The organism is Streptomyces violaceus, assembly GCF_036014075.1.
GTDB classification, from domain to species: Bacteria; Actinomycetota; Actinomycetes; order Streptomycetales; family Streptomycetaceae; genus Streptomyces; species Streptomyces violaceus.
The window spans coordinates 4,281,536-4,302,382 of sequence record NZ_CP107911.1; the positions used below are offsets into that span (position 1 = coordinate 4,281,536).

The 20,847-nt window shown below is 72.5% G+C and carries 21 protein-coding genes; 7 read left to right on the forward strand and 14 right to left on the reverse strand.

Translation table 11 applies throughout. From position 1 onward, the window contains the following. Positions 1–28: 28 nt before the first annotated feature. Positions 29–862, reverse strand: coding sequence for an NAD(P)H-binding protein (locus OG542_RS19190; RefSeq protein WP_328412459.1), 834 nt, complete (start codon positions 860–862; stop codon positions 29–31). A gap of 82 nt (positions 863–944) precedes the next feature. Between OG542_RS19190 and OG542_RS19195 the strand changes: the two genes are divergently transcribed. After that, entirely contained in the window at positions 945–1,916 is a 972-nt protein-coding gene (locus OG542_RS19195; RefSeq protein WP_328412461.1) for an AraC family transcriptional regulator, read from the forward strand. Between the two features lie 237 nt (positions 1,917–2,153). Further along, a complete protein-coding gene (locus OG542_RS19200) occupies positions 2,154–2,357 on the forward strand; it encodes a hypothetical protein (protein ID WP_328412463.1) in 204 nt (67 codons plus the stop codon). Positions 2,358–2,446: 89 nt separating this feature from the next. Here OG542_RS19200 and OG542_RS19205 read toward each other — a convergent pair whose 3' ends face one another. Then, entirely contained in the window at positions 2,447–3,139 is a 693-nt protein-coding gene (locus OG542_RS19205) for a DUF4232 domain-containing protein (RefSeq protein WP_328412465.1), read from the reverse strand. 278 nt (positions 3,140–3,417) lie between these two features. Between OG542_RS19205 and OG542_RS19210 the strand changes: the two genes are divergently transcribed. After that, positions 3,418–4,647 carry a GNAT family N-acetyltransferase gene (locus OG542_RS19210; RefSeq protein WP_328412467.1) on the forward strand — a complete coding sequence of 410 codons (1,230 nt, stop codon included), beginning with the start codon at positions 3,418–3,420 and terminating at the stop codon, positions 4,645–4,647. A gap of 9 nt (positions 4,648–4,656) precedes the next feature. Here the strand turns inward: OG542_RS19210 and OG542_RS19215 are convergent, their stop codons facing one another. After that, a complete protein-coding gene (locus tag OG542_RS19215; RefSeq protein WP_408057769.1) occupies positions 4,657–5,607 on the reverse strand; it encodes a YihY/virulence factor BrkB family protein in 951 nt (316 codons plus the stop codon). A gap of 409 nt (positions 5,608–6,016) precedes the next feature. Between OG542_RS19215 and OG542_RS40750 the strand changes: the two genes are divergently transcribed. Then, positions 6,017–6,481 carry a hypothetical protein gene (locus tag OG542_RS40750; protein WP_408057770.1) on the forward strand — a complete coding sequence of 155 codons (465 nt, stop codon included), beginning with the start codon at positions 6,017–6,019 and terminating at the stop codon, positions 6,479–6,481. Positions 6,482–6,663: 182 nt separating this feature from the next. Here OG542_RS40750 and OG542_RS19225 read toward each other — a convergent pair whose 3' ends face one another. After that, on the reverse strand, positions 6,664–7,713 hold the full coding sequence (locus OG542_RS19225; protein WP_328417994.1) for a saccharopine dehydrogenase family protein: 1,050 nt from the start codon (positions 7,711–7,713) through the stop codon (positions 6,664–6,666). 130 nt (positions 7,714–7,843) lie between these two features. Between OG542_RS19225 and OG542_RS19230 the strand changes: the two genes are divergently transcribed. Then, the gene (locus OG542_RS19230; protein ID WP_328412469.1) at positions 7,844–8,800 is read left to right on the forward strand and encodes a helix-turn-helix domain-containing protein; all 957 of its coding nucleotides are present in this window, start codon (positions 7,844–7,846) and stop codon (positions 8,798–8,800) included. Positions 8,801–8,859: 59 nt separating this feature from the next. Here the strand turns inward: OG542_RS19230 and OG542_RS19235 are convergent, their stop codons facing one another. Continuing rightward, entirely contained in the window at positions 8,860–10,485 is a 1,626-nt protein-coding gene (locus tag OG542_RS19235; protein ID WP_328412471.1) for a transposase, read from the reverse strand. Between the two features lie 260 nt (positions 10,486–10,745). Here OG542_RS19235 and OG542_RS19240 point away from each other — a divergent pair, with 260 nt between their 5' ends. Further along, entirely contained in the window at positions 10,746–12,668 is a 1,923-nt protein-coding gene (locus OG542_RS19240; protein WP_328417996.1) for a protein-arginine deiminase domain-containing protein, read from the forward strand. Between the two features lie 70 nt (positions 12,669–12,738). Here OG542_RS19240 and OG542_RS19245 read toward each other — a convergent pair whose 3' ends face one another. The 4 genes from OG542_RS19245 to OG542_RS19260 all read right to left on the reverse strand — a co-directional run bounded on the left by OG542_RS19245 (position 12,739) and on the right by OG542_RS19260 (position 14,662). Continuing rightward, a complete protein-coding gene (locus OG542_RS19245; RefSeq protein WP_311126833.1) occupies positions 12,739–12,954 on the reverse strand; it encodes a hypothetical protein in 216 nt (71 codons plus the stop codon). A 5-nt stretch (positions 12,955–12,959) separates the two neighbouring features. After that, the gene (locus OG542_RS19250) at positions 12,960–13,526 is read right to left on the reverse strand and encodes a DUF5994 family protein (protein WP_328412473.1); all 567 of its coding nucleotides are present in this window, start codon (positions 13,524–13,526) and stop codon (positions 12,960–12,962) included. Positions 13,527–13,675: 149 nt separating this feature from the next. Next, positions 13,676–14,143 carry a DUF5994 family protein gene (locus tag OG542_RS19255; RefSeq protein ID WP_261678999.1) on the reverse strand — a complete coding sequence of 156 codons (468 nt, stop codon included), beginning with the start codon at positions 14,141–14,143 and terminating at the stop codon, positions 13,676–13,678. Positions 14,144–14,263: 120 nt separating this feature from the next. Further along, positions 14,264–14,662 carry a DUF5994 family protein gene (locus tag OG542_RS19260; protein WP_311126831.1) on the reverse strand — a complete coding sequence of 133 codons (399 nt, stop codon included), beginning with the start codon at positions 14,660–14,662 and terminating at the stop codon, positions 14,264–14,266. A 309-nt stretch (positions 14,663–14,971) separates the two neighbouring features. Here OG542_RS19260 and OG542_RS19265 point away from each other — a divergent pair, with 309 nt between their 5' ends. After that, positions 14,972–16,687: a SpoIIE family protein phosphatase gene (locus tag OG542_RS19265; protein ID WP_328412476.1), complete on the forward strand. Its 1,716-nt coding sequence runs from the start codon at positions 14,972–14,974 to the stop codon at positions 16,685–16,687. Positions 16,688–16,711: 24 nt separating this feature from the next. On the opposite strand, the gene OG542_RS19270 is transcribed toward OG542_RS19265, so the two are convergent. From OG542_RS19270 to OG542_RS19290, 5 genes are all read right to left on the reverse strand, one after another. Continuing rightward, a complete protein-coding gene (locus OG542_RS19270; RefSeq protein ID WP_328412478.1) occupies positions 16,712–17,389 on the reverse strand; it encodes a hypothetical protein in 678 nt (225 codons plus the stop codon). Positions 17,390–17,561: 172 nt separating this feature from the next. Further along, the gene (locus tag OG542_RS19275; protein WP_328412480.1) at positions 17,562–18,257 is read right to left on the reverse strand and encodes a type 1 glutamine amidotransferase domain-containing protein; all 696 of its coding nucleotides are present in this window, start codon (positions 18,255–18,257) and stop codon (positions 17,562–17,564) included. Positions 18,258–18,441: 184 nt separating this feature from the next. After that, positions 18,442–18,876 (reverse strand): hypothetical protein, encoded by a 435-nt coding sequence (locus tag OG542_RS19280; protein ID WP_328412482.1) that lies wholly within the window; start codon positions 18,874–18,876, stop codon positions 18,442–18,444. Between the two features lie 102 nt (positions 18,877–18,978). Then, a complete protein-coding gene (locus tag OG542_RS19285; protein ID WP_328412484.1) occupies positions 18,979–19,515 on the reverse strand; it encodes a TetR/AcrR family transcriptional regulator in 537 nt (178 codons plus the stop codon). Beyond that, on the reverse strand, positions 19,506–20,843 hold the full coding sequence (locus OG542_RS19290; protein ID WP_328412486.1) for a flavin monoamine oxidase family protein: 1,338 nt from the start codon (positions 20,841–20,843) through the stop codon (positions 19,506–19,508). Before OG542_RS19290 ends, OG542_RS19285 begins: the two co-directional genes overlap by 10 nt. Between the last annotated feature and the right edge of the window lie 4 nt (positions 20,844–20,847).

Genomic DNA, 20,847 nt, shown 5'->3' on the forward strand with positions numbered 1-20,847 from the left:
CGTCCCCGCCCGGGAGGCGGGGGGACGGTCAGGTGTTCCAGGCACCCTGCCGGGCGGCGGTGTCGGCGTACTCGGAGAAGTCCCGGGGAGCCCGGCCCAGCGCCCGCTGGACGCCGTCGCCGAGCGAGGCGAGGCCGCCGGAGCGGACGTACTCGTACAGGCCGGCCGACAGCCGCACCCACTCCTCGGGCACCCCCTGCGCACGCTGCTCGTCCGCGTACGCCTCCGGCGTCAGCGGGACGTAGCGGAGGTCACGGCGGGTGGCCCGGGCGATCTCCGCCACCGCGTCGCCGAAGGTCATCAGCCGGGGGCCGCTGAGTTCGTAGTGCCACCCGGCGTGCCCGGCCTCCGTGAGGGCGGCGACCGCCACCTCCGCGATGTCCTCGGCGTCGACGAACGCCTCCTCGCCGCTCCCGGCCGGCAGCCGCACCTCGCCGCTCAGTACGGGGTCGTACAGGAAGTCCTCGCTGAAGTTCTGGAAGAACCAGCGCGGACGCAGCACGGTCCAGTCCAAGCCCGCGTGCTCGAGCGCCCGCTCCGCGGCGAGAACGTGCTCGAGGTCCGCCCCGCCCTCGGGCATGGACAGCAGTACCGCACGCCGGGCACCGGCGGTCGCCGCCTGCCGGGCGAAGGCGGCTGTGGCCTCCGCCGCCCGCGGGCTGCCGAGGTCGGGCACCACCAGGTACATCCCCGTCACGCCCTCCAGCACGGCCCCCCAGGTGGCGCGATCGGTCCAGTCGAAGGACGGCGTGCCGGAGCGGGAGGCCGCACGGACCGTCACACCCCGCTCCCGAAGCAGCCGCGCCACCCGGCGGCCGGTCTTGCCCGTAGCCCCTATCACCAGGATCATCTCGTCGCTCATGGCCTCAACCGAACCAGTCGCCGTCCGGCCGGGCCATGCCGTGCGGACTCACATCCATATGCGTTCGTCTACGCTGACCGGCATGGATCCCATGGGGCTGACCAGCACGGATCCGCTGACGGACCTCCTGAACGGGGTACGGACCGGTGGCGCCGTCCTCAACCGGTCCTTCCTGAGCGGCTCCTGGGCGGCTCGCTTCGAGGACGGCTCGCCGCTGGCCCTCGCCGTCCTGGTGCACGGCTCCGCCTGGATCACTCCCCAGGGCGGCGACCCGGTCCGGATCGGCCCCGGAGACGTCGCGGTGCTGTGCGGCGGCGCACCGTACGTGGTCGCGGACGACCCGGCCACCGAACCGGACGTGGTGATCCACCCCGGCGGCCGCCGCACGACCGCACAGGGCGAGGAACCGGCCGATCCCCGCGGTCCGGGTGCCGACGCCTGGGACACGGAAGGGACTGACGGCACGCTCCTGTTGAACGGTCTGTACAGCGTGGACAGCGGCACCCCGGGCCGGCTGCTCGCCGCACTGCCACCCCTGGCCGTCATCGAGGCGAAGGTGGGCGCCTGCCCGGTCAGCCGGACCACCTTCGAGGAGATCGCCCGCGAGGAGCCCGGGCGGCAGATCCTCCTGGACCGGGTACTGGACCTGATGCTCATCACCGCCCTGCGCGCCTGGTTCACCCGCCCCGGCGCCCAGGCCCCCGCCTGGTACCGCGCCCACAGCGACCCGGTGGTCGGCCCTGCCCTGCGGATGCTGCATGCTGACCCCGCCCACCCCTGGACCCTGCCGGCCCTGGCCGCGAAGACCGGCGTGTCCCGGGCGAACCTCGCCCGGCGCTTCACCGCCCTGGCCGGCCTGCCGCCCATGACCTACCTACGGGAACGGCGCCTCGCCCTGGCCGCCGACCTCCTGCGCGAACCCGGCGCCACGCTGGCCACGGTGGCGGACCGCGTCGGCTTCGCCAACGCTTTCGCCCTCAGCGCCGCGTTCAAGCGGGAACACGGCGTCAGCCCCAGCGAGTACCGCATGCGCGAGACACGGGCGGCGACCTGACGTTCGACTCCGACGCGGCGACCCGTACCGCAACAGCGGTGACGGCAAGGGGGCGTTCGGCGGCCGTACGAAGGTCGCGGCGGGCCGGCCACCGAGGGTGGGCGAGTCGCGGTCAACTCGCCTCCACGATCACCCGTCCGAGGGACCGTGGGCTTCGACCGGGGTGCTCAACGTACGTCCTGGCGGCGGAGGGGCCACTATGAGTCCAAGCAGTAACGAGGACCAGGAGGTACCGCAATGATTGTGGCTCCAACTCGCTCTGTATCGTCCATCGCTCGCCCGAAGGACTGGGCGGCCCTGCTCATCGTCATCGTGATCGTCTATGCGCCGGCGGCGCAGATCCAGGACATCCTGACCAGTCTGATCGCTCTGTCAGGAGTGCTCGTCTCCGGCTCGGCAGTGCGGGCCGTGGCAGAGCGGCAGCGGCAGACGGCCGTCTGAGGACGGGCCGGGCTCGATTCTCCGCCGGATCAGAGGGCCGGAACCACACGGTGGTCCGGCCCTCGGAGCGTGACGAACGGCGAGCTTTCTCAGCCCGAGAAGGGAACAGCGTCAGCGGCGGACGTGTGCCAGCTGGAGACGACCGGCTGGTCGACGACGAACGAACCGGCCTTCAGGGACTCCGGGTTCGGGTCGTCGCCGGAGACGGAGACGATGAGGCTGTCCAGCTCCTTGCCGCCGTCCTCCTTGGTGGTCTTCGGGTTGACGCCGGCGTAGGCGGTGACCCCCGCGCGCAGCGTGATCGGCTGCCCCGCCGACTGCTCCGCCGGCCGTGCCTGCGTACCGTCCGACCCGAAGGCCACGACCGGCAGCTCGGCGGGCAGGACACAGGTGATGCCGGACTTGGCCTCGGCCTTGATCAGGAAGTAGCCGCCGGCCCGGTCCTCGGAGCTCACGCTCCAGGAGATGTCGTTGGTGCCGCAGCTCTGCCCGTAGCCGCTCTTGTCTCCGGCCGAGTCGCCGCCGCCCGTACCGGACTTGTCCGACGAGCCGCTGCCCGCGGCCCCGCCGCCGGAGGACTTCGAGGCGCCGGAACCGCTGCTGCCGCCGCCGCTCGTGTCGCCGCCCTCGCCGCCGCGGGGCGCCGTCGGGCTTGCCTGGCCGGCGGATGCCGCCGAGGAATCCGACGCCGCCGACTCGTCACCGCCCCCGCACGCGGTCATCAGCAGGCCCGAGCCGATCACGGCGGTGACGGCAAGGGCGGTGCGCAGACGACGGTTCATTACGGATTCCCCTCCAAGGGCGACAACTGCGGGCACCAACTGCTCGGTACCGCGCGTTTACGATCATGAAGACGATCAGTTCCGACTCCTGGTTTACGCCGTCGCGCGTCCCGGACATCGCCGTCACGGGCCTGTGACACAGCTCAGAACTGACGCCGCGGTCGCGGGCGAGGGCGCGGGCCCGGCCGTAATTCGTTTGCTCTGGTTACGGGTTGACGCTGCACTGTGGCAGTCACCATGAGTCGTGGTGCCGGTATTCCGAGGAGGCTGCGGCGGCTATGGAGATTCGTTCCACGACCGATGAGGACCTCGAGGCCTTCGTCGACACAGTCCATGCCGCGTTCGGACGCTTCCCGGAAACCCCGGTCGAGGGCGGCGGGCTCTGGTGGTCGGCGCTCGAAACAGACCGCTGCCTGCTCGCCCTGGCGGCGGACGGGCGGCCCGTCGGCACCGCCGCCGCGCACTCCTTCGAGCTCACCCTCCCCGGTGAGACCCTCGTCCCGGCCGCCGGGGTGACCGCCGTCGGCGTTCTGCCCTCGCACCGGCGCCAGGGCGTGCTCAGCGCGATGATGCGGCATCAGCTCACCGAGTTGCGGGGCCGCGGGGAGTTCCTCTCCGTGCTGCTGGCTTCCGAGGCCCCGATCTACGGCAGGTTCGGCTACGGACCGGCGACCTACACGGCGCGGCTGACGGTGCCGCGCAACGAGGCCGCCCTCGCCGTTCCCCGGGCGCGGGGAGCGGCCGACGCGCCGGCGACCGGCTCGGACAACGGCTCGGTCGAGGTGCTGCGGCGTGCCGAGTGCGGCGAGATCCTGGAAGAGGTCTACGACCGGTATCGCCGCGCCCAGCCCGGCGCGCTGTCCCGGCCACACCGCTGGTGGGCCTTGCGCGCGGGGCAGCCCCCGATCTCGCCGGCGCCGCGCTATGTCGCCGTGCACCGTGACGCCGCCGGCGTCCCTGACGGGTACGCCAGCTACTCGATCGAGTCCGGCACCCTGACGGTCGACGAGACCATCGCCGGCGACGACGCCGCCTTCACGGCCCTGGCCCGGTTCGCACTCGGGCACGACCTGGTCTCTCAGGTCGTGTTCCAGCACGTCCCGCCCGATCACCCGCTGCGCTGGCAGCTCGCGGACCGCCGCGCCGGCGAGGTGAGCGGCGACATGGACTGGCTCTGGGTGCGGCTGCTGGACGTCCCGCGTGCGCTGACCGCGCGCGGCTGGTTCACGGACGGCGAGCTCGTCCTGGACGTCGAGGACCCGTTCCTCGGCGAGCACGGCCGCTACCTGCTGACCGTCCGGGACGGCAAGGCCGACTGCGTCCCCACGGACCGCGAGCCCGACCTGTCCCTGGACGTGCGCGACCTGGGCTCGGTCTACCTCGGCGGCACCGCCCCCAGCACGCTCGTGCGTGCCGGACACATCCGGGCCCACCACCCGGGTGCGGCCGCCCTCGCCGACGTCCTCTTCCGCGCCGAGCGCTCCCCGCACTGCCTGCACTGGTTCTGACGTGGAGGATCACCGCGTTCGCACCCGCGCCGGTTCGTCCGGGCCGCCGTACCGCCCTCGTCCGCGTGCCGGCTCGCTCAGTTCGGCGGTGAACTGGGCGCCGGCCAGCAGAGCCAGGTTGGACAGCCACAGCCAGACGAGGAAGACCACCACGCCGGCGAGGGAGCCGTAGAGCCTGCTGTAGGTGCTCAGTGCGGAGGCGTAGAGGGCGAAGCCCGCGGAGACGGTGAGCCACAGGGCGGCGGCCAGGGCTCCGCCGGGGAGGCTGTGGCCCCGGGTGCGGGCCGCCCTGGGACCGGTGTGGAAGACGATGACGACCAGCAGGGCCACCACGCACAGCAGGAGGGGCCAGCGCAGCAGGCTCCAAGTCCACGCGGCCATCGCGCCGAGGCCGAGGTAACGGCCGACGCTCTCGGCGGCGGGGCCGGACAGCAGCAGGACGAGGGAACCTACGACGAGCAGACCGAGCAGGGCGAGCGCGGTGAGCAGGATGCGGGGGGCCTTGCGCCAGGGGGAGCGGCGGTCGGCCTCCCGGTGCATACGGTGCAGGGCCCGGCGGAAGACGGCGAGGTAGCTGGAGGCGGACCACACCGCGCTCACGATGCCGCCGCACAACAGGGTCCAGACGGCCGAACCGTCCCTCAGGGTCCGGGACAGCACGTCGTGCAGGGGGGCACCCGACTGGCCGGGCGCGTAGGCGGTGACGTGCGCGATGAAGGCCTCGGCCGTGCCCGGGCTGATCAGGCCGAACGCGATGGCCGTGACGAGCAGGGCGGGCAGCACGGCCAGGATGGCGTAGTAGGTGAGGGCGGCGGCGAAGTCCGACACGTCGTCGCGCCACATCGACACGGGGGTGCGACGCAGGGCGGCCGCCCAGGGCCTTGCGAACCGGGCGCCCGGCCGTGGGGCGGTGCCGGCGGGCGGGCGGTGGTCTGCCGGGGAGTGTGGATCAGCCGACATGGGGCCTGCGGTGCGGGGACGTACCGAGACGGACGGGGGTACGGACACAGTAGGGGGGCAGGGCCGTCTCCGTGGGGGTGGCGCGTGCGGTGGGGGTGGGCAGGACGTCGGTGGGGCGGCGTCCTGCCCACCCCTACCCCGGACGCACGTGCGGAAGCGTCCGTCATGCAGCCGGTTTCGCTACAAATTCCATGGCCGCCCTGCCATCCGGACGGCGTCCGCGCCCGGAAGTACCTGGTAGCAGGCTCGGTCCGATCCGCTCGCGTGGCGGCTCCGGACACGCGCGAGACGTCCGGCGGGCACTCGGCGAACTCGCCCGCCGCGCCGGTGACGTCCCGGTGGTTCTCGTGGGTCACTCGATGGGGGTCGCGCGGCCCTGCGCGCCGCGGATGCGCCGCAGGTCCGGACGGTGCCGGCGCTGGCGCCCTGGTGCCCGGACGGCGAGCCGGTGAGCCAGTTGCGGGACAAGGACGTCGTCGTGATCCACGGGGACCGGGACCGGGTGACCGGCCCGAGCGCGTCGGTGGCGTTCGTGCGGCGTGCCCGCGCGGCCGGGGCCCGGGCGGACGTCCGCCTCGTACCGGGCGGTGACCACGCGATGCTCCGGCTCGGCGCCCAGGCGGGCTTCCTGGCGGACCTGTTCACGACCAGGACCCGGTTCAGCGGGGTCGCCCTCAGCCGCGAGGTGGCGGCGGCGCCGGCGGGCGGCACCGCACCCCTCGTCGCGGCCGCGCTGCTGGAGGCAGCCGGGGGAGAACCCTGGCCGGTGGTCCTGTACATGAGCGTGCTGCTGCTGGTCAGCGCGCTGGCCGTGGCTCTGATCCACGGCTTCGGACGGCACGAGCAGCGAGGGGAGGCCGGGCGACGGCCCTGAGGGCCCCGTGAAGCGACCTGTCAGGACGGGAGCATGCTCACGGCGGTCGAGGCCACGAGGCGGTGCCAGTTCGTGGCGTACCGCATACGGCCACTCCGGTCGAGGGTCTCCGACTGCCTGCCGAACCGCGCCGGTACCGGGAGCGCATGACCGTCGGACGGACGCAGCGCCCGCTCCGGCCGTCAGGACGCCGTCTGCCGCGGGAGCGGGTCGAGGGTGATGTGGGGGGACAGCGCCCGGAGGAAGTCCGGGGCGTCGAAGATCCGGCCGGCGGAGGCGACGCCGAGCGTGCGGGTCCGGCCGGTGAGGATGCGGTGGACCGCCTCCACCGCGAGCGGTGCGGTGACGGCGTAGATGTCCCTGCCGCGTGCCACGGCGCGCCGTTCGGTGTCGACGCGGCGTACGACCACGTCGACCAGGAAGGTCTGGTCGGAACGGCCGTTCTCGTCGGCCGCGGTCGGCGCCGGCGTGTCCGGGGCCGAGAGGTCGCCCGCCGCCTCGGTCGTCATATGGGTGCGCACCTCGGGGATGGAGAGGTGACTGGGGACGGTGACCACGTCGGCCATCGTGAACTCCCCGACGACCTCCCGAGTGCCCATCGGGGCGGGGAAGGGCCACTTGAGGAGGGTCGTATCGTCGTCGTGGTACTGCAGCCGCCCGTCCGTGTAGCGGACGCGCCGGCCGGCCCGGCGCTCCCGGGAGACCGTGCCCGCGACGCGCGTCCCGGGGGTGGGGTGCCAACCGCTCAGTCCGTAGGCGATGTTCGCCTCGTCGGCGATCGTCCAGTCCCCCATCGCGGCGGTGGCCAGCAGGTCACCGAGGCCGCCGTAGAACGCCATCGCGGGGACGATCACCGCTTCCGCCGCGCGGGCGCGGTCCGCGAAGTGAGTGAAGGTGTCCAGGTTGGCCTCGATCTCGGCCGCCACGTCGACGTACGGGATCCCGGCGCGCAGTGCCGCCTCGATCACGGGTGCGGCGGTCAGGGCGAAGGGCCCGGCGCAGTTGATCACGGCGTCCGCGCCGTCCAGGGCGCGGGCGAGCGAGGCGGGGTCGTCGACCGAGGCCGGCCGGACCTCGGGGGCGCCGGGGGTGGCTGCCGCCAACGCCCGCAGCTTGCCGGCGTCACGGCCGGAGAGGACCGGGACGAACCCGCGCTCCCGCAGCTCGGCCACCACGAAGCGTCCGGTGTGTCCGTACGCGCCGAACACCGTCACCGTCTGCCCCGGTTGCATCGCCGACCTCATGAGTTCTCCCCCTGCTCGAATGATCCGCCGGATCCGCTTGACCCGTCGCGACCATCCTGGCGAGAGCGGGTGCACCGCCGTGAGTGTCCGGAACGACGTGCCCCGTACAGTTTCGGACATGACCACTGTCGCGCTGGCCGTCACCGAGGGCATGCTGCACTTCGAACTGTCCCTGGCGTACGAGGTGTTCGGCTCGGCTCCGGCGGGTGTGACCGTCCCCTGGTACGACGTCGAGGTCTGCGGGTCGGACGCCGTGCGCATCGGCCGGTTCCGGCTGGAGCCCGACCAGGGGCTCGACCGGCTCCGGCATGCCGACACCGTGATCGTCCCCGGCTGGGCGGACGTCGACGTGGACCCGCCGGCCGATCTCGTGGACGCGGTACGCGCGGCCCACGAGGCGGGAAGTCGCGTGGCCTCCCTGTGCACGGGCGCGTTCGTGCTCGCGGCGGCCGGGCTACTGGACGGCAGGCGCGCGACAACGCACTGGGCCCACACCGAGGCCCTGGCCGGCCTCCACCCTCGGGTGGAGGTCGATCCGGACGTGCTCTACGTGGACAACGGCAGCGTTCTCACCTCCGCCGGCAAGGCCGCCGCGATGGATCTGTGCCTGCACCTCGTCCGGCTCGACCACGGCTCGTCCGTTGCCAACGCGGTGGCCCGCCGCCTGGTCGTGCCGCCGCACCGAGCCGGTGGCCAGGCCCAGTTCGTCGCCGCGCCGGTGCCCACGCGCGACGACCACCCGCTCGCCGTGCTGCTCCCCTGGGCGATCGAGCGCCTCGACCAGCCGCTCACGGTGGAGGACCTGGCACGCCAGGCGGGGATGAGCTCGCGCAACCTGGGCCGTCACTTCAGGGCGGTGACCGGCACCACGCCCCTGCGATGGCTGCTGACGCAACGGATCCGCCGCGCCCAGGAGTTGCTGGAGACCACGGACGACATGGTCGACGTCATCGCGACGGCCACCGGCATGGGCACCGCCACGACGCTGCGCCGGCACTTCAATCGGACGGTCGGCGTGCCTCCGGACTCCTATCGCCGGACGTTCCGCTCACGGCACGCGGCACCCGAGCGGTAACCGCCTCCGCACAAGCAACGCACAGGCCCTCTTCCGCCTCTTGCACAGCGTCACCGTTCCTATTCAGTGAGCAGGAGTGAGTCTTGGGCCCATTCGTGGTCACTGCGGACATCCCGAACGGTGTTGGGTGTCCTGGTCGCCCGCGTTCGCTGCGCGTCCGGCGGCACGGATCGGGTCCGTGGTCCGGGGATGCGGGGGCGGGGTCCCTCACGCCCTGGGGTGCCCGGTCGGGCCTGGACGGTCCGATGCCTCGCACGATCACTCCGGTCGTGTGGGGGCGGTGCCGTCCGTCGCCGGATCGGGTGTCCCAGGGCGCGTCTTCCGATGGCCACGGCGGCTGCGTCGTGGCGGGTGGGTTTCCTGGTTGTGGTGGTGAGGGGCTTGCGCCAGTGCTGGGCGCCCCAGCGGCTGGTGTAGGCCGGGTCAACCGCGATGAGGGGGATGCCGAGTTCGGCCGCCATGGACACCAGCCGGGCCCGCAGCCTGGAGGTGGGCATGCCGGAGATCAGCTTGCGGAAGCGGGTGCGGCGGCCGTGCTTCTCACGGGTCTTCTCTGCGCCGAAGTCGAGGTCCTCGATCGCGACGGCGAGGCAGTGGCGTTTGGCGAAGTGGAGCAGGCGGGTCAGGGCGTGGCGGACCTGGGCGTCGCGGTGGGTGGTGGTTCCGGACAGGTCGTAGGCGAAGCGCATGGGCGCGCCGATGGGGTTGCCGTGGGGGTCCAGGCGCCAGGCGGCCAGGTGGTCGGCGTTGGTGTCCACGCCGAGCATGCCGTGCACGCGGGCCGCCACCAGGGGGAGCGTCGGGGCCGGGGAGAGGGTCCAAGTAGCGGTCAGGTACCAGCGCCCGCGGCCGGTGTCTTCGTGGATGCGGTAGGCGATCGCCCGGTTCGCATGGACGCGATCGGCCCACTGCTCGCCCCGGTGAGCGAATGCCACGCGCGCAGTCAGCACGTAGCGGCCGTACGGGGCGTTGGCCAGATACACCAACGGCGCGGGAAGTTTCAGGGAGACCTCGCCGTCGGGTGTGACACGGACAGACTCGTTGCCGTAGCGCTTTCCGGACTCGCCGTCGGCCTGGAGGAACCGGCGTGCGGCCTGCCACCGCTCGCGCCACTCCGGCTCGCTCAGCCCGGCCTGGTCCAAGTGGTGGCGGGTGTTCAGCAGCCGCTTCCCGCCGCGCACTACGCGTACCCGACCGGCTTCCCAATCGGCCCGCACCGCCTGAAGCCGGTCTTGAAGCACGTGCAGGCGGCGGGACTTGGCATGCCACTCCCGCCGGGAACCGTAGCCGCCGGGCGCCCGCTTGCTGCTCTTCTCACCCACCGGCAGCGACAGCCGGTGGGTGATCATGGCGATCCCGGCCTGCAGGCTCTTGATGTGTGCGTGCTGGCCACGCCGGGCCAGCGCCCACTGATCATGGCTGGCCTTCGTGACCGACCCCGCCCAACGGGAGGAAGACTCCAGTGTCAGGGCGCGCTTGCGCTGCGCCCACTGCTCACTGTCGTGTTCCAGTCCGGCGGCGCAGCGTGCCTTCAGATCACGGGCAGCCAGCGTGCCCAGATGGCCCCCGACCAGGCGCAGAACCGTCTCGTCCGCACCGCTCAGGTGCTTGAGGCGGGTACGGATCGCCACCCCCGAGGGACCGGGCACCAGGAACGGCACCGCCACCTCTCGCAGTCCACCCATCCTGCCCCCTCGCCCCGGTACCGCAGCAAGCCCCCGTCACCCCACCCAACGACCGTCATCGGACAAGGTCACGCATTCGATGCAGGAACTTTCGTTCCCAACCGGCGGGAACGCGCCTGCTGCAGCCCGAACACTCACTCATGCGCGCCAGAACACACTCAACTGGCGCTGGTCGCCAACTTGTTCACCCCCTCAACCGAGAGGAACACTCTGTGCGTTCACGTACTCACATACGTCCACGTCTGAATCCGGCCGGGTCCATGGTCCTGGCTCTCGCCGCGGCCGGTTCGGTACTGGCCGGGCCGGCCGGCTCCGCCTCCGCCGTGGAGACCGCCGGTCGTGCCGATCTGCGCGCGGATGTGAACCGTGACGGGCGGGTCGATGTCACCGGCGACAGCGACAAGTGGTGGGAGGACAGTTGGTCCGTCGGACGCGGAGCGGTCTACCTGCCCAACATCGATGACGACACCAAGCGGTGTCCCGTCACCGGACCGGGCGGCAGACCCCTGTCCGACGCCAAGCTGGCCGCGTGCAACGACGGCACCGACACGAAGGTCAACGGCACCGCGGACGCCGCCGACCTCGCCCGGGTCCGTTCCGTGCCCCAGCCCGGCCTCCCCGCCGACGCCAAGGGCAGCCTGAAGGTCACCACGGGCGGCAAGCACGCGCACCTCTTCCTCAAGCGTTCCGGGACGTGGGTCCTGGTGACGCCGGCGACCCGGCTGACCGCCGCCGAGCTGCGTTCCGGCGTGGAGTTCGGGGTCGAGGCCACCGACATCGTCCGGGACACGGCGAAGTGGGACGGCCGTGCGGTGGTCCGGCTGACGGTGACGTCCGGGCAGAAGTCCACCTCCGACGCCGTGACCCTGCGCGTCGCGCCGCTGCTGACCCAGCATCACCTGCAGAACACCCAGCAGGTGATGGTGACCGAGGTCCAGGGTCAGGGCGAGTACAGCCGCCTCCAGCAGAAGTTCGTCGCCGAACTCGGGAAGGAGGTCAAGAAGGCCGGGGTCACCACGCCGCTGGTCACCTTCGAGAAGTACGCCGACCCCTGGGCCCAGGACTTCGTCGAACCGGCCTACGTCAACATGACCGGGCCGGGCGGGCAGCCGCAGGTGATGCGCGTGATGCTGCGCTCCGCCCAGCCGGACCGGGACGCGGGCCGCGAGCTGTTCGAGAAGATCCGCGGCCGGGACATCGGCGTCGTGCAGGTGACCGACCCTGCGGAGCCCGACGACTGGTCGCTCAACTCCATGGGCAACCTGGAGACCGTCCCGCCCTACGCGCACGGCGGGCGCTCGTTCCCGGCCGGGCGCATCATCATGGGCGAGCGCAAGGACAGCGGGGCACGCCCGTCGAAGGTGATGCGGACGATGCTGAAGTCGCAGGGCATGCAGGACCCGCTGCTGCTGGACACCTCCTGGCTGGGCGTGGGGCACGTCGACGAGTTCGTGCAGTTCCTGCCCGCCGACACCCCGCGCGGCTGGCGCATCGGCGTCGCCGACCCGCAGGCGGGGCTGCGGCTGCTGCGCGACGCCAAGCGCGACGGGCACGGCAGGACGAAGATGTTCTCCGTCCCCGGCCGGAGTGACGCTCCGGCGCCCAAGGAGACCATCGACCAGGCGCTCGCCTCCCGGCACCTGGTGTCCGACAACGAGATGGCGGCCCGGCGCATCGCCGCCAACCTGGAGGTCCTGAAGCGCGAGACGGGTGTCACCGACGAGGAGATCGTGCGGGTGCCCGCGCTGTACACCCGTGAGTCGGAGGCCTTCACCGCCGAGGGCCAGGACGTTCCCGTGCCGCGTCTGACGCGCATGGGCGCCGGATCGGACCTCGTGGACAGCCTCAGGGACCGCGGCCAGCAGAAGTGGCTCGCCGAGAACCCGGCGGCCCCGCGTGCGGCGGCTCCGGCGACGGTGGAGACCAGCGCATACGTGCCCGGCGCGGTCAACGGCGTGCTCCTGGGCCGCGACCGCTACCTCGCCCCGCGCCAGTGGGGGCCCGTCATCGGCGGCAAGGACATCTTCACGGAGGCCGTCAGCGCCGCCTACACGCGGGTCGGCCTGAAGGTGTCGTACATCGACGACTGGTACACGTACCACCTCGGCATGGGCGAGGTGCACTGCGGCACCAACACCCTGCGCGACGCCTCCGCCGCGTGGTGGCGGCTCCCGGCGCGGTAGGCCCGTCCAGGTCGCGGTGGCCGATGACGCGGCCCTGACGGGCCTTCGGCCACCGCGACCTGATCGGCTGTCAGCCGTACCGGGCTTGCTTACGGGCGCGGCGCCTGAGACGGAATCGCCCGCGTACCTTGCGCCGAGCCGGAGCCGGTCCCGCGACAGGCATCCCGGTGTGGCCGTAGTGGATGGCGGCCATGCGGTCGCCGTGCTGTGAGTTCAGCAGGCGGATGAGGAGGACCCCGACAACGATCATTCCCAGGATCGCGGCCACGGTCACGAACGTCTCCACGGTCCTCACCTTCCCGTCGGTTTCCGCGGGCGTGCGGCCGAGTCGCGGGTCGCATGCCCTCCTTCGGAGTCCCAGACCGCTTCCACGGCCCGGTCGGCGTCGCGCAGTGCTTGCAGACGCGTCGCCTCCTCCAGCAACCGGCTCGCGGTCAGCATGCCGTGTGGGTCACTCGCCGCGGCCATCAGCCAGGCGGCCGATTCGGGAGTGGTCTGCGGCGGCACGACCAGCAGGTTGAGGCGGCCCACGTGGTAGGAGAGCAGCAGCAGTTCATGCGGGTCCTGCTCGGCCAGGAACCAGCCCACGGTCACCACATGCCCGGCGACGGGCACCTTGCGTGGAATGACCGGCCACTGCGTGGGATTCACCGTGACCCGGGTGATCCGCCCCCACAGCGGATCCAGTACGGCGGTCAGGGCCGGGAGTTCCGCCCGGAGATCGCGGGAGCGTGGCCACCAGGCGCCGTCCAGCAGAGCCGGGGCGGAGCCGGCGGGTGCCAGCGACAGTCGGAGAGAGGACGGGGAGGACCGGTCAGCGGCTTCGGTCGTCGGCGGGTGGGAAATGGTCGCAGTCATGACGCGAACCCTGCCCCGGGCCGGTCGCGACCGGCCCGGCATATTCAATCGCCGAAAACGACACGGGCCTGAAAGCCGGTGTTCGAAATATCCTCGGTAAATCCAGCGTACTCCTCGAACAGGCCCGACGGACCGTGCAGAGGGCCCGACTAGGCGCTGCCGGTGTCGAGGAGGATGCGTTCGGCCCGCATCACGCTGCCGGCGCGGACGGCTTCGGCCATGGCCGCGCGCGCGGCGTCGGGCGTCGTGTGCGGGGGGACCACGAGGAGGGAGAAGAGATCCTGCTCGCCCCGCGTGATGAGGACGGTGTCGTCGCCTGCCGCGAAGGAGTCGATGTGGACGACACGGTCGTCGATGGTCATCCGCGTCGGCAGCCCTTCCCAGGCGCGGGCGTCCAGGCCGACGCGCGTGATGGGCCCGAGGTACTCGGTCAGTGCGGAGATCAGGCCGGGGAGTTCGGCGGCGATGTCGCGGGAACGAGGCCACCACGCCCCGTCGAGCACGCCCTGCCGCTCATGCGTCGTCTCCAGCCGTACGACAGCCGTCCCGGGCCGCACGGCCTGGTGGACGGCGTCCGGCAGGAGCCTGGTCACACGCGGGGAGGAGGGGTCGGCCATCGCACTCGCCTGCTTCCCTGCCAAGGGACGAGGAAACCGAGTGGCTTCCTCGCTTCACGGTACTCCCGGGCCGATGACCCCGTGGAGCCCGCCGGTCACCCGCGTGCGCCGGCCCTGTCGTCACTCCTGATCGCTCGCGGCGGCCGCCATCAGCGGTTCCGCCGCCGCCTCGGCCGTCTCCGGAGGCACGACCATCAGGTCCCAGCGCCCCCGGCCGGGGGTGAGCAGGACGATGGTGTGCGGGGCGGACGCGGTGAGGGCCCTGTGCAGTCGTACGACCTCGTTGAAGACGAGCATCCGGCCGGGCACCGCGGACCACACCGCCCCGTTGACGGTGACGCTGGCGATCTGGCCCCACGCGCGCGGCAACCCCGCGATCAGCGACGGGAGTTCCGCGAGCAGGTCGTACGAACGGGGCCACCATGCTCCGTCGATGGACCGGGGCATGCCGCTGCGGGGTGCGAGACGCAGCCGGAGGACGGGATGGGAGGGAAGCTGGGGCTGCAGTGCGGTGGTCATGACGGCTCCTCGGCCTGGGTGAGGATGGCGCGGCCGGGGTCACGGGCTGCCCCAGTGAGAACGGGTGACGTGCTCTGGAGGGAGGGTGCTCGAGTGGACTCGCCGGAGACGAGGCGACGGTCCGGGGCCGGTGGATTCCGGCATACGAAAGTGTTCGTGCTCTCCACGGTACTCCCGCCCGGGTGACAACCGGCACGGTTCGGAATCGGCATCGTGTTCACTCGGGTGGAACCGCGGCTTACCTGATGCGTCCGGCGGTCTTCGGTGAGAGGCTGCCATGACGTGAGGGGCGGCGTGGTGGAGGATGCGGTGCCCGGTGTGGACGATGAGGGGCTGTCGGGGCCGACGGTCGAGCCGGGCCTGTGGCTGCGGGTCGTCGAGCAGCTGGGCACAGCCTTGATGGTTGTCGGCCCGGACGGACGGATCCGCGCCGTCAATCCGGCCGCCGAGCGGCTGCTGGGCCGAGCCGCCTCCGCGATGCGCGGACAGGACGCGCACGATCTGCTGCACCGGGACGCGACCGGCGGCACGCTCCGGCGGGAGCGGTGCCCCCTGCTCCAGGCGCTGACCGAGGGGGCTTCCGCGCGCGGGGAGGGCGACCGCTATCTGCGCGGTGACGGCCACCTGGTCACGATCTCCTGGTCCGCCTCTCCCTTGGCGGACGGCAGCTCCTTCACGGGCATGGCCGTGCTGTTCACCGACGTCACCGGCGACCAGGGTGTGCGCCGGGAACGCGCGGCCTACACGAGGGCCCTGGAGGACCGCACCGAGCGGCTGACGCTGGTCGCGGAGATCACCGACGTCCTGGGGCAGACCCTGGAGACCGACGAGGCGCTCGCCCGGCTGGGCCGCCTGCTGGTGCCCCGCCTCGCCGACTGGGCGGCGGTGGACCTCCTGACCTCTTCCGGGCAGGTCCACCGGGTCGCGGTGACCGGCCCCGCGGGCCGGGAGGCCGGCCTGGAGGGCAGGCGGGAGCACCTGCCCGAGCCCGGCGAGGGGGACGGCTCGCCCCTGCTCCAGGTGCTGAACGGCGGTGATCCCGTCCTGCGTAACGAGGCCGAGAGGGCCACACCGCCCGGTTCCCCCCTGGCCACCGTCCACAGCGACTTCCTGCGGGCGGCGGGCGCGACATCCGCCCTCACGGTGCCGCTGGGCTCCGGGCAGCGGATCACCGGCGCCCTGACGGTGGTGCGCACCGACCCGGCGCACCCCTTCGACGCCGAGGACGTGGCGGTGGTGAGCGACATCGGTCGGCGGGTCGGTCTGGTCATCGACAACGCACGGCGGTTCGGCCGCCAGCGGGCCGTCGCCGAGGCCATGCAGCGCAACCTGCTCGCCCCGCTGCCCCAGCCCGGCCGGCTGCGGCTGGCCGCCCGCTACCAGCCCGCACCGGCCGGCTCCCAGGTCGGCGGCGACTGGTACGACGCGTTCGCGCTGAAGGACGGCAGCCTCGCGCTGGTCATCGGCGATGTCGTGGGCCACGACCTGACCGCTGCGGCCGGGATGGCCCAACTGCACGGTGTCCTGCGCTCCTTGGCCTGGGACCACATCGGACCGCCCGGCGCCGTCATCGACCGGCTCGACGACGCCATGCCCGCGATCACCACCGTCCCCCTGGCCACACTCGTCCTCGCCCGGGTCGAAGGCCATCCGCACACCGGCCCGTGGACGCTGCGGTGGACCAGCGCCGGCCATCCGCCGCCGCTCCTGCTCACCCCCGGCGGTGACGCGCGGTACCTCGACGCCGGGCAGGGTGTCGTCCTCGGCGCTCCCGTGGACACCGCCGCGAGCCGACCGAACGCCACGCAGGCACTGCTGCCGGGTTCCACCCTGCTGCTCTACACCGACGGCCTGATCGAGATCCCCGGCAGCGACCTCGACACCGGCCTGCGCCGGCTGCGCCGCCATGCCCTCGCGCTCGCCGACGCGCCGCTGGACATGCTGTGCGACCAGCTGCTGGCCCGGATGCCGCCCGGCAGCACCGACGACGTGGCCCTCCTGGCCCTGCGGCTGCCGATGCCGTGACGGCGGTGACGGGGGGCGTGGTGCTCAGGTCCCGAGGACCAGGACGCGGAACGGGCCCATCGGCGAGGTGCCCGGGGTGTCGCCTTCGATACACCGCCACCCCCAGGACCGCAGCGCCTCGACGGTCCGGGCGTCGGAGCGGTTCACCAGCGTGACGCCGGCGGCGGCGCCGTGGTCGGTGAGCAGCCGGCTCTGGAGGCGCCGGGCCAGGTTCCAGGCACGGTCCTGGTTCTGTCTGCGCACCCAGGGCTGGACGAGGATCACGGAGACCGCGAAGAGTCGCCCGGAGCCCGCGAGACGGAGCAGACTCCCCGGGAGGTAACCGTCGAAGCCCTCCCACCAGGGCCCGTCGCCGCGTACGGGGAAGCCGTAGGCGCACCCGGTCAGGGCGGTGGTCTCGGCGATCAGCAGCGAGAACCCCGGTCGTCTCGCGTCGGCCGCCAGCCGTCGCAGGAAGGCGCCGCGGGCCTCGTTCCACGCCCACGGGCCGCCGCCGGAGGTGTCCGCGTACAGATCGCCCAGCTCCCCCAGCCGGTCCTCGATCTGACATCGGCTCAGCTCGCGGAGACGGGCGCCTTCACGTGGCGAGGAGCCCCGCTCCGGCCTCGGCCGAGGCGGCTTCCGCGTGCCGCGCCGGTCCGGGACGGCCTGCCGCCCGGGAAGCTCTGTGGTCGTCGGCGCGACCGGAACGTGCACCGTCATGAGGCAAGCCCTGCTCCGGGCACGGGAGGCCCGACCCGGGGTCGTCGGTCGCCGAGGGCGGCACCGGTGTCGGGGCCGGTGCGCGAGGGGCTCTCGGTACCTCCACGGTACTCCCGGGGAGATGCCGGCGACGTCGCCGCGGTAGCCCTGCGCGTTCTCCGTCAGTGCGGTGTCAGGGGAGCTTCTTGAGCAGTTCGGCGGCGAGCGGGGCGGAGGAGGCCGGGTTCTGGCCGGTGACGACGTTGCGGTCGACCCGGACGTGCGGCGCCCACGGCTCCCCGGTCTCGACCGTCAGGCCGACCTCGGTCAGCCGGTCCTCGAGCAGCCACTTCGCCTTGTCGGCACTGCCGGCGAGCTGCTCCTCGGTGTTGGTGAAGGCGGTGATCCGGTACCCGGCGTAGGCGTTGGTACCGTCCTCCTTCACCGCGGCCAGCAGCGCGGCCGGGCCGTGGCAGACCACGCCCACCGGCAGCCCGGACTCCACCGCCCGGGCGAGGAGGCGGCCGGAGTCGGTGTCGACGGCCAGGTCCTCCATCGGGCCGTGGCCGCCGGGGACGTACACCGCGTCGAAGTCGTCGAGGCGTACGTCGGTCAGGGTCAGCGGGGTGCGGAACTCCGCGGCGCCCTCCACCACGGCCTTGATCTTCGCGGCGTTCTCCGCGCCGCCGGCGGCCTCCGGGGCCAGGCTGCCCGCGTCGACCGGCGGGACGACGCCGCCCGGGGTCGCCACGGTGATCTCGTGACCGGCGGCCTTGAACGCCTCGTAGGGGGCGACCGCCTCTTCGGCCCAGAAGCCGGTGGGGTGCTTGCTGCCGTCGGCCAGCGTCCAGTGGTCGGCGCCGGTCATCAGGAAAAGGATCTTCGCCATGGGGTGCTCCTACGGGTTCGGAGAGGTGGTGGGTCGGCCCGCAGGTCGAGGGGCCGCCGCTACCGGCAGGCGGCTACCCGCCCGTGCCGACCTGAACCTGCCGGGCACCTTCCTGGCCGCCTACCGCGCCGGCACGTTCACCGCCGCCGCCCACGAGCCGGCCGCGCGGATCGAGGGCCCGCACCTAGGCCGTGCCGCCGGGGCCGCCGCCATTGCGGGCGCCGCGGGGGGTGAGGCGGCGGTAGGCGGCGCGGGCGTGGGCCAGGCGGGCCAGGGCCGTGCCCAGGAGGGTGGCGGCGAACAGGCAGGCCAGCCACGTGGTGTCGCGGTGTCCGGCCCAGGTGAGGGTGCCGGCGGGCGGGATGGCGAAGCCGTTGAGGAACAGCCAGCAGAGCAGGGCCGTTCCGGGGGCGGCCGTGAAGCGGGCGCACAGGCCGAGCACGGCGGCCAGCACGGCCAGCGCGGGCAGGGCCAGTTCCGGACGGTCGGGCCCCACCACGGTGTTGAGGCACGCCACCAGTGCCGGCGCGCCCGCGAAGGCCCCGGCCCAGACCAGCGGGGTCGCCACCGGCTGAGGGACGGGCCTGGCTCCGGTGCCCAGAGGCATCCACTTGATCATGCTGCCGCTTCCGCTCTGCCGGCCGGTTCCGAAGTGCTCGTCAGGGTGCCATCAACGCCGCTCCGGAGAAACAGCGGATCCGGACAGTCGGACAGGGGGAGTTCAGCGCGGACGGCGCAGTCCCGTGACGAGGAGTCCGACCAGGCGGCGTGCGTCGTAGCGGGGATCGCTGTCCGCGCCGATGCAGAGGTTCCCTACGCCACGCATGAGCTCGTACGCCTCGATGCCGGAGTCGATCTCGCCCGCGTCGGCCGCGGTGGTAAGCAACTCGGAGCAGACCGGCACGAGTCGGTCGATGAAGTAGGCGTGCAGCGCGTCGAAGCCGGCGTCGTCGGAGCGCAGGGCGGCGGCGAGGCCGTGCTCGGTCACCAGGAAGTCGACGAAGAGGTCGATCCACTGCCGCAGTGCGGCGTGCGGGGTCGCGCCGCTCGCGAGCAGGGCCGGACCGGCCTCGGCGCAGGCGTCGACCTGGTGCCGGTAGACGGCGATGATGAGGTCCGCCCGGTTGGGGAAGTGGCGGTAGTGGAAACGACCGTCGGACCGGTGCCGTCCTGGCCGTCCTGCCGGTAGTGCTCGTACAGCCCCGGCGAGACGCGGTCCAGTTCCTCGCGCCAGTCGTCCTCGGTGAACTACCACCACCGGCGGCTGAACTCCAGCAGCACCTTGGTGGCCTGGTCGTAGTGGGTCTCGATGACGGCGCGGCGCTTCTTGTACGACATCGAGGGGACGATCTCCACGAAGCGCAGGGCGGAGAACGGCACGGTGACGATCGCCAGGTCAGCCGTCCACAGGCGGGGCGGGGCCTGTGGATCGTTCTCGGCGACGGTCTGCACGGCCACGCCCCAGCCGTCGGGTCCGACGGCGCCGGTGCCCTCGGGGTCGGTGTCGCGGCTGGGGTCGTGGTACTCGAGGCGGATCATGCGGTGGCCGAGCCGCACCTCGTCGCGCAGGCCCTGGTGGAGGGCGTGCGGCAGGCGCCGGCTGCCGCCGGGTATCTCCCAGTAGCGGACGCCCGGGTTGATGTCGCTGCGGCTCAGGAAGCTGTGGAAGAAGGAGAGATGCAGTCGCGAGGACATGTTCTCCAGGGTTCCGACGGCCTCGATCGCCTCGTCGCTGAGCCCCGCGTGGTCCCGTAGGAAGCCGCCCATCGAGTAGCCGTCGAAGTCGCGGATCACCCGCGCCCAGCCCTCGATCCACTCCTCGAACGGCTTGTTGACGCGCCGGCCGTCGACGAGGTCGGAGTAGTAGTCGCGCACGGTCTCCAGCGCGTCGTCGACCATCTTCACGACGGGGGCGCGGACTTCGTCGCCGGTGAGGTGGAAGCCCTCGTTTATGCGTTCCGGCCCCGCCGTGTAGTCGGCACGCCGCACCTGGACGCGGTTGGTGCGGATCCAGGAGTTGCCGCGCTTGTCGGGCTCGCGGAAGTCGGGGCTGTCGTCGCCGTAGGTCCAGGTCCGGCCGGTGAAGGAGGAGTACGTCACCGGGGGCACGGGGACGTCGGGGCCGCTGCCCGTGCCGGGGTCAACGTCCACATTGTAGAACTGGCGGCGGCCGAGCCCGAGTTTGTCGACCAGGGCGAGGACGAGCGGGTGGAAGTCGGGCAGCCGCATGGCACCGGCCTCGGCGTACTGGGCCGGGTCGTCGAAGGGCTGGTGGTGCTTGGTGGCCCGGAACGTCTTGACGCGCCCGCCGACCCGGCTGGCGTTGGCCTCCAGAATGGTGACGTCGTGGCCGGCGTCCTTGAGCAATCGCCCGGCGACGAGGCCGGTGATTCCGGCCCCGATGACGAGAATCTTCTTGCGCGGGTGATGGGTGGGGCCGAGGCGGCCCGTGTCGATCAGGGTGTGCAGATAGTCGAGTTTGAGGTCCTTGCCGTCCGGCCCGACGAGCAGAAGTTCACGGGCGAGCTTGAGGCAGGTCTGCCAGCGCGCACGGGTGGCGGAGCTGTCCCGAGAAATGTCGGTCATAGCC